The following is a 16,301-nucleotide window of genomic DNA, read 5'->3' on the forward strand; positions in this document are numbered from 1 at the left end:
TGCCTGGGAGGGAACTATGTCTCGGCGATCGGCCGGGTCGTGCCACCCGGCGTCAGTATGGTCTGAATAATCGTACGCGGCTCGTCCAGTGTCTTCTTCGAGATAAGGTCGAGCGCCTTGTGCGCGGTAATCCGTCCGATCTCGCGTGCCGGCTGCGCCATTGTGGTCAGATCGATGCTCGTCGCCACATCCGATCCGTCATGACCGGCCACGGATATGTCTTCCGGTACACGCACGCCGTTGCAACGCAGCTCGTGCATGACGGCCAGCGCATAGTGGTCGGACCATACGCACAATGCGGTTGGGCGTTCCGGCAATGCGAGGATCTCAGCGACGGTCTGCCTGACGGATCGCGGTTCCGTAACGTCGATATAGCGGATGCCGCAGTCGGTGAGATTGAGGTCGGCGATGGTATTGCGGTAGCCGGTGGTGCGGTCGTCGTGGCCCCACTCGCTGCCCGGTAGCGGCTCTTTACGCCCGATATAACAGAATTTTCGATGACCGATGGCGGCCAGGTATCGTACGAGCATGCTTTCCGACACCTGGTCGTCGATGGCGACGGACCCTTGGCAGAAGTTGTCGTCAGGCGAGTTGACGGACACGATGGGCATATCCAACTGTTCCAGTGCCTTGTCTTCCTGTTCGGTGGCGGAGAAACCGGTGATGATCAATGCGTCGGCGTTGCGGTTGGCCGGCAGGTTGGTGAAGAACCCGGAACGCTCTTCGGTGCTGCCCGCACGGTAGATCATCAGGTCGTAGTGCGCTGGATTGAGTACGTCGTACAGTCCGTCCAGCAGTTCACCCATGAACCAGCCTGCGATGCGGTCGCGGGATAGCAGCGCGATGCGGTTGGTCTGCCCGCTTGCCAATGCGGAGGCCGCCTTCGAGACGGTGTAGTTAAGCTCCTTCGCCGCCTTCAATACCTTCTCTCGCGTGCGAGGCGCCACATGATCCATGCCGCGTAGCGCCCGTGAGACGGTGAAGGTGGAGACCCCCGCGGCCTTCGCCACGTCTTCGATGGTCGTCTGCGCCATGAGCCGCTCCCGCCGTTGTCGAATATTCGAACCATGTCTACTAAACGATTATATATTTCTTTCTCGATTTTTTGCGATGAGCTGTACTAAGCGTTGAGGTGACAGAATGGGATCAAGGGTCTGCATTGACGGGTTTCGGGTTAGAGGATATTGGAAAATCAATGTAAAACCAGTTTGACGCGCCGATAGGAAAGGTGTGTGGCTGGATTTGACAAATACGTTTCTTTTCTCATATCCTATAGCTAAGCGCTTAGCAAAAAGGCGAGTGCCAGGAAACCGAATCATGACGACATGTATCGATTTCCGCGAGGAAAGGAACATCAATGAAGATCGGAAAATCCATCAAAACCATCGTCGCCGGGGCCATGGCCATGGCCTGTCTCGCATCCATGGCCGCCTGCGGTCCCGGATCGTCATCCTCCCAATCCAATGCGACCTCCGAACCGGTGAGCACCGACCTCGGCAACGAGAACATCGAACTGAAGCTATGGGACGGCGCCGGTCTCAAAACCTTCGACGACCAGCTCATCGAAGCCTTCCAAAAGAAGTATCCGAACATCACCATCAAGGCCACCTACGATCCCGACAACACCTCCGCGCAAAACGGTCCGCGCATCATCTCCGCCGCCGATACTCCGGATATCGCGCGCATCACCGACATCAATTCCGCCGTGCGTGGCAAGCATCTGGTCAATCTTGATGACTATGCCAAAGCCTACAAGTGGAACCTGCCCGAATCCCAAACCGAGGTATACCAGGTCGATTCCAGCGGCAAAATCGGCTCCGGCAGCCTTTACGCGGTGCCGGACGGCGTATCGATGACCGGCCTGTACTGGAACAGGAAAGTGGCGAAGGAGCTCGGCATCACCGAGGCGCCGACCACCGTCGAGCAGCTCGAGGCCGACATGAAAAAGGCCTCCGACGCCGGTGTGCTGGCGATGATGATGCCGGCCAAGGAAGGCGGCACGTCGTACATCTATCAGGCGTTGCTCACCAACTATGAAGGCCGCGACGCCGTGCAGGATTGGATTCTGCAGAAGAGCGGCGCCACGTTCGCTACCGAAGGTGCCGTCAAGGCGGCCAAGCAGATTAAGAGCTGGCAGGATGCTGGCTACTTCTCCAAGGACGCCCTCGCGCTTGATGGATCCACCGCATTGAGCCGTTTCTGCAATGGTGAGGCGCTGTTCTTCCCCTCCGGCAGCTGGTATTCCGCATCCATCAACGATGCCCTCGGCGATGATGCCGGATGGGTGGCGTTCCCCGGTGAAAGCACGGGCAAGGAATCCGCCGCGGCAAATGCCGTGACCGCATTCGGCATTCCGGCCAATGCCAAGCATAAGAACGCGGCGGCCGCGTTCCTCAACTTCCTGCAGTCCGAGGAGGCCCGTCAGATCGCGGTCGATAACGGCTATCCGCCGGTGGGTGAGGGTGACGTGCCCAGCACGGACAACCAGCTGCTGATGCAGGTGCTTATGTCCTACGAAAACCTGGTGAAGACCGGCAACACCACCGACTTCATCAACAATGCGACCGCTGGCATCCAGTCCAGTGCCATCATCCCCGGTTTCCAATCGCTGCTCGACGGCACCATGACGTCGAAGCAGTTCGTCGACTCCATCCAAAAGCAATACGAGAAGGAAACCAAATAGCCGCAGCCACACAACTTCGGGCGGGACGTTTTCAATCCCTTTTCGCTCCCGCCCGAATCCCCTCCGCATCGCAACGTAATCACATACGCGGCAAACCGCGCCAACCCAAGTTGAGGCAATCATGACCACCCGCAATTCCACCAAGCCGAAACGCCCGCTGCCGCTCGGCGCGATCAGCCTGCTGTTCCTTCTGCCGGCATTGTTGTTCTATGCGGTATTCGAACTCTGGCCAATCGCGCAGACCATCTGGTACTCCCTGTACGACTGGAATGGCATCGACGAAAGCACTTTCGTCGGACTCGACAACTACGGGACGGTATTCACCGACCCCGATCTGTACGGCTCGATCCTGCATTCGTTCTATCTGATCATTTTCTTCTCCATCATCCCGATCGTGCTCGGCCTGATCATTGCCGTGCTCATCAAAGACATGAAATCCAAGATGGGCCGCGGTTTCGCACAGGTCTGCCTGTTCCTGCCCCGTGTCATCCCCGGTGCCGCGGCAGGCGTGGCCTGGACCTGGATGCTTGCCGACAAGGGCACTGTCAACCAGTTGCTGCGCGCAATCGGTCTCGGCGATGCCGCGCACGTATGGCTCGGAGACCAATCCACCTCATTGAACGCCGTCGGAGTGATCGGCTTCTGGCTGCAGCTTGGCTTCTGCGTGGTGTTGCTGCTATCCGGCATCGGCGGCATCGATCAGTCGCTTTACGAAGCGGCCAGTCTTGACGGTGCCGGCTGGTGGCGGCAACTCTTCCACATCACCCTGCCCGGCCTGCGTGGGCAGATCGGCGTATGCCTGACCATGACCATCATCTCCGCGCTCGCCAGCTTCGACGTGGTCTACATGTCCACCCAGGGAGGTCCCGGTACCTCCACCATGGTTCCCGGCGTACAGGTGTACCGACTCGCATTCACCCAGCAAAGCGTCGGACTCGCCTCCGCGCTGGCCGTGGCCCTGATGGTGCTCGTGCTGCTGGTCGTCGGCCCTCTGCAGCGACTTGTCAACGGAAAGAAGTGATTACCATGCAGCAATCGAAAACGACCCGCATCGCCGGCGGTGTGATGCTCGCACTGACCGTGCTCTTCTGCGTGCTGCCGTTCCTCAGCATGTTCTCCGCGGCACTGCAGCCGCAAGGCTCCATGCCGGAAGGCATCCAGTTTACGGCGCATCCACACTGGGAGAACTTCATCGATGCCTGGAATGTCGCCAACATCACGCCGTTGCTGCTCAACAGCATCATCCTGGTGGTTACGGTGGTGCCGTGTGTGGTGATCTTCTGCTCGCTTGGAGGCTACGCGTTCGCGCAGCTGAAGGTGCCTTTCAAGGGACTCATCTACGCATTGTTCCTGGTTGGTCTGACGATCCCGTTCGAGACGATGGTGACCCCGCTGTACTACGAGATCAGCGACATGGGGATTCTCAACACCCGCCTTGCACTGATTCTGCCGTTGATAGGACTGAACATTCCATTCGGCATTGTGTGGATGCGCTCCTGCTTCGAACAGATGCCGCGAGATCTGATGGAGGCAGCCAGCATCGACGGTGCCGGACACTTCCGTACCTTCCGTTCAATCCAGCTGCCGCTTGCGTTGCCGGCGATTTCCTCGCTGGGCATCCTGACGTTCCTTGCCACCTGGAATCAATTCCTGCTGGCTGTGGTGCTGGAGAACGATCCGAACAAGCGCACGATGGCGGGTGCCCTGCAAGCGTTCGTCGGCCAGTACCAGACCGATGTGGTGCTGCTCAACGCAGGCGCGCTGCTGATCATGGCGCCGACCATGCTGCTGTTCATCTTCCTGCAACGCTACTTCATCCGCGCCATGCTGGCCGGTTCCGTCAAGGGGTGATTGCGATGGCCATCTCTTCCTCTTCCACCATCTTCCCGGCCAACACAATGGGCAACATGGCCGAAGGAGTATCCGCAGGCACGACAATCGCCGGTACGACCGACGATTGGTGGCGTGACGCGGTCATCTATCAGATCTATCCACGGTCTTTCGCCGACGCGAACGGTGACGGTGACGGTGATCTGGCCGGCGTAATCGACCGACTCGACTATCTGCAGGGTCTCGGAGTGGATGCGATCTGGCTGTCGCCGTTCTATCCGTCGCCATTGGCGGACGGAGGCTATGATGTGGCGGACTATCGTGCAATCGACCCGCGCTTCGGCACCATGGCGCAGTTCGATGAACTAATCGCACGCGCACATGGGCGTGGCCTCAGAATCATCATCGACATTGTACCGAATCACACTTCCGACCGGCACGCATGGTTCCAAGCGGCACTGGCGGCGGCTCCCGAGTCTCCGGAACGTGCCCGTTACGTGTTCCGCCGTGGCAAAGGCGAGCATGGCGAACTGCCACCTACCAACTGGTTGAGCAACTTCGGCGGCTCCGCGTGGGAGCCGTGCGGCGACGGCTGGTACTATCTGCACACCTTCGCCAAGGAACAGCCCGACCTCAACTGGGATAATCCCGAAGTGCACCAGGAATTCCTCGATATTCTGCGATTCTGGTGCGACAAGGGCGTGGACGGCTTCCGCATAGACGTCTCTCATGGCTTGGCCAAGGATCTGCGCGAGCCATTGCGTGATCGGCCGGATCCGACCAAAATGTACCCACAGGCCGCCGACGGATCCGATCCGATGTGGGATCGGGACGCCGTTCACGACATCTATCGTGAATGGCGCAAACTCTTCGGCCGTTATCATCCTGCGAAATATGCGGTGGGGGAGTCTTGGACGCCATTCAGTGAGCGTGTATTCCAATACGCACGTCAAGACGAACTTGGTGCGATTTTTGACTTCTCCCTCGAAAAGGCCGCATGGAATCGTGATGAATACCGCGCCACCATCGAGCGCACACGACGCTACGCCATCATGGCCGGCACCGCGCCCACTTGGGTGCTCGGCAACCATGACGTGCCACGTATCGCATCCCGACTGGGCGTACCGTCCGGTACCGATATCGAGGCTTGGGTCACATCCAATGGCACTGAACCCGCCATCGAACCGGTGGTCGCCGCGCGGCGTGCGCGCGCCGCGGCTCTGGTCATGCTGGGACTGCCCGGCACCGCCTTCGTCTACCAAGGCGAGGAATTGGGATTGCCGGAGGATTTTGATTTGCGGTCGGATGAGTTGCAGGACCCGATATGGGAACGCACGCTGCATACGTTCAAAGGGCGGGACGGCTGCCGCGTGCCGCTGCCTTGGACGGACGTGCGCGATAAGGCGTTTGGCTTCAACGATTCCGGTAACGCATGGCTGCCTCAACCGGCATGGTTCGCCGGTTACGCCGTCCGTTCACAGGACAATGACGCCGATTCCAGCCTGAACCTGTACCGCAAAGCCATCGCCCTGCGCAAACGCATGGTCGAACGGGGCGGCGATGTCACGCTCGCATGGCTGGACCCCGGTCTGTGCGGGGACGACGGGTTCGGCTGGAAACTGCCATCCGGTATGACGGTGCTGACGAACTTCTCCACAACATGCGCGATCGCATTGCCGGAAGACGCGCATGTGCTATTGAGCTCCTGCGCCGATTATGGTGCGGATGCCGCCGCAACACAAGTGCCCCCGGAATCCACTGTCTGGTATCTCTGATCGTGCTCCTTTGCCAAAGAGCGGGTGGATTCTCGGTTGCCCCCTGTCGGGGATGCTCGCTTCGCCTCTATCGTCCACGCAAATTCATTTCCTGGATTGCGGAACGCGCCGCAGGCAAGAAAGAAAAAAACGACTTACTTACCATGGAGTAGTTAGGAATTCACCCCTGCAAAGTAGCAAAGGAGCTTACGAACATGACTGACTTCAATCGTTCCGTCTTGCCCGATGACGTTCGTTCGAACGGCGCGACCCCGAATCCGTGGTGGGCCAATGCGGTGGTCTACCAGATCTACCCGCGTTCCTTTCAGGACACCAATGGCGACGGCATCGGCGATCTGAAGGGCATCACCAGCCGTCTCGACTATCTGTCGGATCTCGGCGTGGACGTGCTGTGGCTCAGCCCCGTCTACAAGTCCCCGCAGGACGACAACGGCTATGACATCTCCGACTATCAGGACATCGACCCGCTGTTCGGCACGCTCGAGGACATGGACGAGCTTCTTGCCGAGGCACACAAGCGCGGTCTGAGAATCGTGATGGACTTGGTGGTCAACCACACCTCCGACGAACACGCCTGGTTCCAAGCCTCGCGTGACAAGGATGACCCGCATGCCGACTGGTACTGGTGGCGCCCCGCCAGGCCGGGCCACGAGCCGGGAACGCCGGGTGCCGAACCGAACCGTTGGGGCTCCTACTTCGGCGGCTCGGCATGGCAGTACGACCCGAAACGTGGAGAATACTTCCTCCACCAGTATTCCAAGAAGCAGCCCGATCTCAACTGGGAGAACCCGGAGGTGCGCAGGGCCGTCTACCGGATGATGAACTGGTGGATGGACCGTGGCATCGACGGCTTCCGTATGGATGTGATCACACAGATCTCCAAGACCATCGACGCCAATGGCAGGCTGCCGGGTGAGGAAGGCTCAGAAATCGCCGATAATCCGGTCGGCGAGGAGGGCTACTCCAGCCCGTTCCCGTTCTGCTCCGACGGTCCACGCGTCGACGAGTTCCTGGCCGAGATGCGCCGCGAGGTCTTCGAAGGCCGTGAAGGCTTCATGAACGTGGGCGAGGCTCCGGGCGTCACCCCGGACCGTAACGAGCACATCACCGACCCGAAAAACGGTGAGCTCGACATGCTGTTCCTGTTCGACCACGTCGGTGTCGATCAGGCGGCCTCCAAGTGGGACGTCGTGCCGTTCGAAGTCAGGAACCTGCGAGCCCGCATGGCCGACCAGCAGGCCGCCGTCAAAAACGCCGGATGGGCCAGCCTGTTCTTCTGCAACCACGACCAGCCGCGTGTCGTATCCCGTTGGGGCAACGACTCCGACCGGGAATCACGCGAACTGAGCGCCAAGGCGTTCGGCATGCTGCTGCACATGCATCGTGGAACCCCGTACATCTATGAGGGTGAGGAGCTGGGCATGACCAACGCCCACTTCACCGAACTCGGCCAGTACCGCGATCTGGAGGCGATCAATGCCTACCGCCAGCGCGTGGAGGAAGCCAAGTGCCAGTCGCCTGAATCCATGATGGCGGCGCTTGCACTGATCGGCCGCGATAATGCGCGCACGCCGATGCAGTGGGACGCGTCCAAATATGCCGGTTTCACCGCAGCCGACACGGCCGTCGAACCGTGGATCAGCGTCAACCCGAACCATGTGGAGATCAATGCGGTCGAGGAGTTCGACGACCCGGAGTCCGTATACAGCTTCTACAAGAAGCTCATCGCCATGCGCCATAACAACGCGACCATCGCAACCGGCGAATGGAATCTGCTGGATGCCGAGGACGAACAGGTGTATGCCTTCACCCGTACCGGCGGCGACGATACGATTCTCGTTATCGTCAATGTCTCCGACAAGTCGGCCGACGTTCCGGCACGAATAGCCGACCTGCTCGCAGACGGCGTAGATGAATCGCAGATACTGCTGAGCACTTATGATGCTATGCATAGTGTGAAGTCGATCGCTCGCGGCGAGCTCGCTCGTTGGGAGGGAGTCGTGATTCAGCTCTGATCGATCTTTCCCTATAACTCTCTGCACAGTCACCCGGCAGATTCATCACGGAATCTGCCGGGTGTTCCTGTTCATCCGGCATCCGCTGAAGGGGTTACGGCGCGATACCCACCCATATGCCGGTCGCATACCACGTCTTCGGCAGACGTCCGCTTACAATTACGCTCATGGAACAAAAAGAGGTTCTCAAAGCATTGCAGCGCGATCACGCAGCTGAACTGAAACTGGCCGCCGAACGACTTGCGGGCACCGCACGTCATACGGAAATCATTCCGTCCCCGACGCTGTCCGAAATGACCGGACATGAGATTCTGCTGAAGCCTGAGAATCTTCAGGTCACCGGATCGTTCAAGATTCGCGGCGCCTACAACAAGATCGCCTCACTGACCGACGAGGAGCTGGCCCGCGGCATCGTCACCGCATCCGCGGGCAACCATGCGCAAGGCGTGGCCTACGCGGCCCGCGAGCGTGGGGCCAAGGCGACCATCTGCATGCCGACCATCACTCCGCCGCTGAAGGTCGATGCCACCAAGGCGTACGGCGCCGACGTGGTGCTGCACGGCGATGTGTTCGATGAGGCGGCGGCCTACGCCACCATGCTATCCGAAGAACAGGGCATGATTTTTGTGCCGCCGTTCGACGATTACGAGGTGATCTGCGGCCAGGGCACCATCGCTCTCGAGATTCTTGAAGACGTGCCGAACGTCACCGACATCGTCGTACCGCTTGGCGGCGGCGGTCTGGGTGCGGGCGTTGCGCTCGCCGTCAAGACCTTCAAACCGGAAGTGCGTGTGATCGGCGCCATTCCGGAAGGGTCCCCGGCGTACAAGAATTCGTTGGCCGCGGGTCATGTGGTGTCTGCCGACCGGGTGGTTACCTCTGCGGAAGGCGTCGCGGTAAAGCGTCCGGGTGATTTGCCGTTTGCGCTGCTCAACGAGTTCCTTGACGATATCGTCACCGTTTCCGAACGTGACATCAATGAGATGATTCTGCTGATGCTCGAAAAGCACAAGCTCGTCGTCGAGGCCGCCGGCGCTGTGTCGTTGGCTGCATTGGAACACTTGAATCTACGTTCGCGCAAATTCGCTTCTGCCGAAGGGCCGCATGTGGTCGTGCCGATTATGTCGGGCGGCAATATCGACACGGTGACCATGGGCGCCGTGATTCAGAAGGGCATGATCGCCCGTGGCCGCATCATGAATTTCGAAGTCGAGCTGCCGGATACTCCGGGTCAGCTCGTCAAGGTGGCTACGCTGCTTGCCAAGGAACGTGCCAACGTTATCGCGTTGGACCACGACCAGTTCAAGGCGTCCGGCCACTACACCAATGCGGTGTCATTGGGCGTGACCGTCGAGACCAACGGTCCCGACCATATCGACCGCATTCTCGAGGCGCTGAAGGAAGCCGGCTTCCAGCCCAAGCGCATCTACTGATCATTGATTCCGTAGCTCGGCGGAATCGTCGGGTGTTACGCTGATGGCCCCGATTCGAGGAAACGAATCGGGGCCATCAGCGTAATGACACTCAATGAGTGTCTAACTTGCCATCTGACTGTTCCGTTCTTCCGCGATGGTCTCATCGACAAGCCGAGGCAATGCCACCGCGATGTCGTCACGGATCAGGCGATCGGCCAGGCGGTCGTACTGGGTGCGTCCCATGTTCATGATGGTGATCGGCACGCCTGCCTGTGCTGCTACCGGCACGATACTCGCCGCGGGCATCACTTCCAGAGTGGAGCCGATGACCCACAGCTCATCCGCCTGCGTGGCCAGGCGATATGACTTTTCCATGGCCCCGTCCGGCAACGCCTCGCCAAAGTAGACCACGTCGGTTTTGATAAGACCGTTGCAAGGCATATTGCCGCTGTACGGTAGCTTGCGATGGCAGTGCGGGTCAGGTTCATTGTCGAGATTCGCCATGATGTCGGCGGTATCGTACTTGGCATGGCATTTCATGCAGTGCGATGTGCCGATGGTGCCGTGCAGATTCACGATGACGTTATCGCTATTGCCGGCCTTCTCATGCAACGCATCAAAGTTTTGCGTGGCCAGGAGCGTCAGCATGCCTGCCTGTTCCAGCTTGACCAACGCCTTATGCGCCGTGCCCGGTTGCGCGTTCCATACCGGAGATTCCTTCTGCCAACGCCAGGAGTATTCGCGATCCTCCTTATTGGCAAGGAATGCGTCGATGTCGTAGACGTTCATCTGCTCGGGATGTTTGGTCCAAACACCGTCTGGACCGCGAAAGTCGGGAATGCCTGCGGATGTGGAGATACCCGCGCCTGTCAGTACTGCGATTTTCTTGCTCATACCCAATACATACCACTTTCATGTGTGTCGCAGTCACTCCCTGTCATGATTCCGACACGCCGGCCGGGTGGTGGCCGTGGCGGGTACCGTGGCGGGTTCCGGTCGGCTCCGGCGGGTTTTGGGTGGGGTTTGCCCGTGTGTGCGACACGCCGGTTGAGGCGTGTGTTCGCAATGGTTTTGGCCCGGTCGGTGTGGGGCGGGGTTGCGTGGGGCGGCCGGGTCGTGTATGTTTATCCCTTGCTGCCGCTCGGCGGGCGGTCCGGGAGGGTTCCTTCCGGGTGCGCGCGGGGCGTGCGGTGGTGGTTTGAGAACTCAAGAGCGTATCTGTACTACTTCTTTATGGTCAAATGATTGCCAGTCCGTCCTACGGCCCGCGCGTTGCGCGGGTGCCGGGAGACCGGTCGAACGGGACGGGGTTTTCGTGCGATGCGCCTTTCCTGATAAGGCGATGTCGATTTTCTTTGTTTTTGAGGGTCATTGTTTGGTTCTCTTCATGAAGGTTTTTTGTGGAGGGTTCGATTCTGGCTCAGGATGAACGCTGGCGGCGTGCTTAACACATGCAAGTCGAACGGGATCCCGGGGGTTCGCTCCCGGGTGAGAGTGGCGAACGGGTGAGTAATGCGTGACCGACCTGCCCCATACACCGGAATAGCTCCTGGAAACGGGTGGTAATGCCGGATGCTCCGGCCCATCGCATGGTGGGCCGGGAAAGATTTCATCGGTATGGGATGGGGTCGCGTCCTATCAGGTAGTCGGCGGGGTGACGGCCCACCGAGCCTACGACGGGTAGCCGGCCTGAGAGGGCGACCGGCCACATTGGGACTGAGATACGGCCCAGACTCCTACGGGAGGCAGCAGTGGGGAATATTGCACAATGGGCGCAAGCCTGATGCAGCGACGCCGCGTGCGGGATGGAGGCCTTCGGGTTGTAAACCGCTTTTGATCGGGAGCAAGCCGGCTTGTCCGGTGAGTGTACCCTTCGAATAAGCACCGGCTAACTACGTGCCAGCAGCCGCGGTAATACGTAGGGTGCAAGCGTTATCCGGAATTATTGGGCGTAAAGGGCTCGTAGGCGGTTCGTCGCGTCCGGTGTGAAAGCCCATCGCTTAACGGTGGGTCTGCGCCGGGTACGGGCGGGCTGGAGTGCGGTAGGGGAGACTGGAATTCCCGGTGTAACGGTGGAATGTGTAGATATCGGGAAGAACACCAATGGCGAAGGCAGGTCTCTGGGCCGTCACTGACGCTGAGGAGCGAAAGCGTGGGGAGCGAACAGGATTAGATACCCTGGTAGTCCACGCCGTAAACGGTGGATGCTGGATGTGGGGCCCGTTCCACGGGTTCCGTGTCGGAGCTAACGCGTTAAGCATCCCGCCTGGGGAGTACGGCCGCAAGGCTAAAACTCAAAGAAATTGACGGGGGCCCGCACAAGCGGCGGAGCATGCGGATTAATTCGATGCAACGCGAAGAACCTTACCTGGGCTTGACATGTTCCCGACCGATCCGGAGACGGGTCTTCCCTTCGGGGCGGGTTCACAGGTGGTGCATGGTCGTCGTCAGCTCGTGTCGTGAGATGTTGGGTTAAGTCCCGCAACGAGCGCAACCCTCGCCCTGTGTTGCCAGCACGTCGTGGTGGGAACTCACGGGGGACCGCCGGGGTCAACTCGGAGGAAGGTGGGGATGACGTCAGATCATCATGCCCCTTACGTCCAGGGCTTCACGCATGCTACAATGGCCGGTACAGCGGGATGCGACATGGCGACATGGAGCGGATCCCTGAAAACCGGTCTCAGTTCGGATTGGAGTCTGCAACCCGACTCCATGAAGGCGGAGTCGCTAGTAATCGCGGATCAGCAACGCCGCGGTGAATGCGTTCCCGGGCCTTGTACACACCGCCCGTCAAGTCATGAAAGTGGGCAGCACCCGAAGCCGGTGGCCTAACCCCTTTTGGGGGTGGAGCCGTCTAAGGTGAGGCTCGTGATTGGGACTAAGTCGTAACAAGGTAGCCGTACCGGAAGGTGCGGCTGGATCACCTCCTTTCTACGGAGAATTCAGGGCACGGTTCGTGTCCGGTGTGTGCCCCATGCGCGTGGAATGGTTCCACGGTTTCGTGTGGGGATGCTGGTGTGGAAGAGATCGTCTGGCCTGCCGTCCCCCTGCGGGGTGGCGGGGGTGGTATGGGTGTGCTTTTGGGTTCCCGGACCGCCACCCCACAGTCTTGGATTGTGGTGCGGTTCGATGCCCATCATGGGTGGCCTGGACGTCGTTCGGACGTCGGGTGACAGTGGTGGCGCGTGGTGGTTTGAGAACTGGATAGTGGACGCGAGCAAGGGAAACCTGGTGTTTCTCTTTGCTTATCGCGATTTCGCCAAACTCTTCTTTTTCGAGTTTGGTTTCGAGATCGATCGTTTTGTGATCATTTTGAGTGTGATGATTTGTCGTCTGGCGATCCTGCTATCAGGAGACCCGCGGGCGGGGCGATGGCCGTGGTGCCGTTGTGTCGCTTGCAAGGGCGTATGGTGGATGCCTTGGCAGACAGTACCGACGAAGGACGTTTGAGGATGCGATAAGCCTCGGGGAGCCTCCAGCATGGCTTCGATCCGAGGATTTCCGAATGGGGCAACCCGCCGGCCGTCATGGGCCGGCACCGCATTTGTTGCGGGGGGTACGCAGGGAAGTGAAACATCTCAGTACCTGCAGGAAGGGATACTCCGTGAGTAGTGGCGAGCGAAAGCGGATCAGACCAAACCGGCCGCGCGCGATACCCGTCGGGGGTTGCGTGGCCGGGGTTGCGGGAGCGTGTGTCCCGGCCCCGACGGGCCGGGCGGGAGTCATAAAGCGGCTAGCCAGGGGAACAGGCTTGAAGGCCTGGCCGTAGAGGGTGCCAGCCCCGTACCTGGACGCTTGCCGTCTCCCGATCGCGTGTCCCAAGTAGCGCGGGCCTCGTGGAATCCCGCGTGAATCGGCGCCGACCGTGGCGTAAGTCTAAGCATACCTGTCTGACCGATAGCGTACCAGTACCGTGAGGGAAAGGTGAAAAGCACCCCGGGAGGGGAGTGAAAGAGTTCCTGAAACCGTGCGCCTACAATCCGTCGGAGCCCTTTTGTGGGGTGACGGCGTGCCTATCGAAAAATGAGTCTGCGAGTCAGTGGTGCGTGGCGAGGCTAACCCGTGGTGGGGCAGCCGTAGCGAAGGCGAGTCCGAATAGGGCGTTTTTCAGTCGCGTGTCCTGGACCCGAAGCGGGATGATCTAGCCCTGGGCAGGTTGAAGCGCGGGTAAGACCGCGTGGAGGACCGAACCCACCTGGGTTGAAAACCGGGGGGATGACCTGGGGCTAGGGGTGAAAGGCCAATCAAATTCCGTGATAGCTGGTTCTCTCCGAAATGCATTTGGGTGCAGCGTCGGCTTATTGCATCGCGGGGGTAGAGCTACCGGATGCTTGCGGGCCCTTGTGGGGTACCAACAGCAGCCGAACTCCGAATACCGTCGATGTGTATGCCGGCAGTGAGTCGGCGGGGGATAAGCTCCGTCGTCGAGAGGGAGACAGCCCAGACCGTCGTCCAAGGTCCCGAAGCGTGTGCTAAGTGGGAAAGGATGTGGGGCCGCATAGACAGCCAGGAGGTTGGCTCAGAAGCAGCCATCCTTGAAAGAGTGCGTAACAGCTCACTGGTCTAGTGGTCCCGCGCCGACAATGTAGCGGGGCTCAAGCACACCACCGAAGACGCGGCGGCACGCGTTTGCGCGTGCCGGGTAGGAGAGCGTCCCCTGAGGGGCGAAGCGGCCGGGTGACCGTGCCGTGGACTTCAGGGGAGTGAGAATGCAGACATGAGTAGCGGAAGACGGGTGAGGATCCCGTCCGCCGGATGACCAAGGGTTCCGGGGCCACGTTCGTCGTCCCCGGGTGAGTCGGGTCCTAAGGCGAGGCCGACAGGCGTAGTCGAATGGATGAACGGGTGGATATTCCCGTACCGGCAGCGAACCGACAGGACCGAGACGGTGGGTGCCGACCTCCGGGTTTCCGGGCGTGCGTTCCTTCGGGGGCGCGTGCCGGGGTTCCCGTTGGGGGCGCAGCCGCAGTAGGTGAGCGCAGGGGTGACACGGAATGGGAGCCGGCCGCGGAGGTGGTTTTCCGTGGTCAAGCACGCAGCGCGCATCATAGGCAAATCCGTGGTGCATGGGCGCGAGGTGCGATGATGGGGCCCGTTGCGGGCCGATATCCGGTGGTCCAGGCCGTCGAGAAAAGCCTCGGCGTCAGGCGCGTTGCCGCCCGTACCCCAAACCGACACTGGTGGTCAGGTAGAGAATACCAAGGCGATCGAGCGAATCCTGGTCAAGGAACTCGGCAAACCGCTCCCGTGCCTTCGGCATAAGGGAGACCCCCGCGGGTGAACGGACATGCTCCGGGAGCGTGTGGGGGTGGCACAGACCAGGGGGTAGCGACTGTTTACCAAAAACACAGGTGCATGCGAAGGCGTAAGCCGCTGTATATGCACTGACGCCTGCCCGGTGCCGGAAGGTTAAGAGGATCCGTCAGCCCCCTTGGGGGTGAAGCGGTGAATTCAAGCCCCGGTAAACGGCGGTGGTAACTATAACCATCCTAAGGTAGCGAAATTCCTTGTCGGGTAAGTTCCGACCTGCACGAATGGCGTAACGACTTCCCCGCTGTCTCGACCAGGAGCTCGGCGAAATTGCAGTACGAGTAAAGATGCTCGTTAAGCGCAGAAGGACGAAAAGACCCCGGGACCTTTACTATACCTTGGTATTGGCGTCAGTCGCGGATTGTGTAGCATAGGCGGGAGGCTTCGAAGCGCGGGCGCCAGCCCGTGTGGAGCCGCAAGGTGAAATACCGCTCTGTTCTCGTTTGACGTCTCACCTCGAACGGTCATCCCGTTCAGGGACAGTGCCTGGCGGGTAGTTTAACTGGGGCGGTTGCCTCCCAAAGAGTAACGGAGGCGCTCAAAGGTCCGCTCAGCCCGGTTGGCAATCGGGTGTCGAGTGCAATCGCACAAGCGGGCTTGACTGCGAGGACGACGGTCCGGGCAGGGACGAAAGTCGGAGATAGTGATCCGGTGCCGGCGCACGGGCGCGGCATCGCTCAACGGATAAAAGGTACCCCGGGGATAACAGGCTGATCATTCCCAAGAGTCCATATCGACGGGATGGTTTGGCACCTCGATGTCGGCTCGTCGCATCCTGGGGCTGGAGCAGGTCCCAAGGGTTCGGCTGTTCGCCGATTAAAGCGGCACGCGAGCTGGGTTCAGAACGTCGTGAGACAGTTTGGTCTCTATCCTCTGCGCTCGTTGGAATCTTGGGGAGGCCTGCCCATAGTACGAGAGGACCTGGGTGGACGAACCTCTGGTTTGCCGGTTGTCGCGCCAGCGGCACGGCCGGTTGGCCACGTTCGGGAGGGATAACCGCTGAAAGCATCTAAGCGGGAAGCCTGCTCCGAGATTAGGATTCCTTACAGTCCTGAACTGTTGTAGCCCGCATGTGGAACACGTGTTTGATAGGCCGGAGGTGGAAGCCCCGCGAGGGGTGGAGCCGACCGGTACTAACGGGCGATGGCGACATAACGTCCCGACCCCTGTGGTTGGGTCGGGTCCGCGTCTTTCCTGCTGCGGGATCGTTCCAGGCGACAAGGAGCGCCGGAATGGTCGCATTACGATTCACACGATAGGCTCCTCGCGTCCG

General features: G+C 60.1%; 8 protein-coding genes and 2 rRNA genes. 8 read left to right on the forward strand and 2 right to left on the reverse strand.

The genetic code is table 11. The features are described 5' to 3' along the window. Window positions 1-14 precede the first annotated feature (14 nt). A complete protein-coding gene (locus BMOU_RS10510) occupies window positions 15-1,034 on the reverse strand; it encodes a LacI family DNA-binding transcriptional regulator (RefSeq protein ID WP_034877561.1) in 1,020 nt (339 codons plus the stop codon). 323 nt (window positions 1,035-1,357) lie between these two features. Between BMOU_RS10510 and BMOU_RS10515 the strand changes: the two genes are divergently transcribed. The 6 genes from BMOU_RS10515 to ilvA all read left to right on the forward strand — a co-directional run bounded on the left by BMOU_RS10515 (window position 1,358) and on the right by ilvA (window position 9,736). Next, a complete protein-coding gene (locus BMOU_RS10515; protein ID WP_034877563.1) occupies window positions 1,358-2,683 on the forward strand; it encodes an ABC transporter substrate-binding protein in 1,326 nt (441 codons plus the stop codon). 121 nt (window positions 2,684-2,804) lie between these two features. Then, the gene (locus BMOU_RS10520) at window positions 2,805-3,704 is read left to right on the forward strand and encodes a carbohydrate ABC transporter permease (RefSeq protein ID WP_051428975.1); all 900 of its coding nucleotides are present in this window, start codon (window positions 2,805-2,807) and stop codon (window positions 3,702-3,704) included. A 5-nt stretch (window positions 3,705-3,709) separates the two neighbouring features. Continuing rightward, window positions 3,710-4,534: a carbohydrate ABC transporter permease gene (locus BMOU_RS10525; RefSeq protein WP_034877565.1), complete on the forward strand. Its 825-nt coding sequence runs from the start codon at window positions 3,710-3,712 to the stop codon at window positions 4,532-4,534. A gap of 56 nt (window positions 4,535-4,590) precedes the next feature. Continuing rightward, window positions 4,591-6,288, forward strand: a complete 1,698-nt coding sequence (locus BMOU_RS10530) for a glycoside hydrolase family 13 protein (protein ID WP_051428977.1) — start codon at window positions 4,591-4,593, stop codon at window positions 6,286-6,288. Between the two features lie 194 nt (window positions 6,289-6,482). Continuing rightward, window positions 6,483-8,303, forward strand: coding sequence for a glycoside hydrolase family 13 protein (locus BMOU_RS10535; RefSeq protein ID WP_034877567.1), 1,821 nt, complete (start codon window positions 6,483-6,485; stop codon window positions 8,301-8,303). A 167-nt stretch (window positions 8,304-8,470) separates the two neighbouring features. Then, window positions 8,471-9,736, forward strand: a complete 1,266-nt coding sequence (gene ilvA, locus BMOU_RS10540) for a threonine ammonia-lyase (protein ID WP_034877579.1) — start codon at window positions 8,471-8,473, stop codon at window positions 9,734-9,736. Between the two features lie 102 nt (window positions 9,737-9,838). Here ilvA and BMOU_RS10545 read toward each other — a convergent pair whose 3' ends face one another. Next, on the reverse strand, window positions 9,839-10,612 hold the full coding sequence (locus BMOU_RS10545; RefSeq protein ID WP_034877569.1) for a Sir2 family NAD-dependent protein deacetylase: 774 nt from the start codon (window positions 10,610-10,612) through the stop codon (window positions 9,839-9,841). Between the two features lie 503 nt (window positions 10,613-11,115). Between BMOU_RS10545 and BMOU_RS10550 the strand changes: the two genes are divergently transcribed. Both BMOU_RS10550 and BMOU_RS10555 read left to right on the forward strand, forming a co-directional pair. After that, window positions 11,116-12,649: ribosomal RNA gene (locus BMOU_RS10550) — 16S ribosomal RNA — on the forward strand. A 456-nt stretch (window positions 12,650-13,105) separates the two neighbouring features. Further along, window positions 13,106-16,184, forward strand: a 23S ribosomal RNA gene (locus BMOU_RS10555). The 16S and 23S rRNA genes sit together here, the layout of an rRNA operon. The last annotated feature ends 117 nt before the right edge of the window (window positions 16,185-16,301 follow it).

Origin of the sequence: Bifidobacterium moukalabense DSM 27321 (assembly GCF_000522505.1) — a bacterium.
Classification (GTDB): Bacteria; Actinomycetota; Actinomycetes; order Actinomycetales; family Bifidobacteriaceae; genus Bifidobacterium; species Bifidobacterium moukalabense.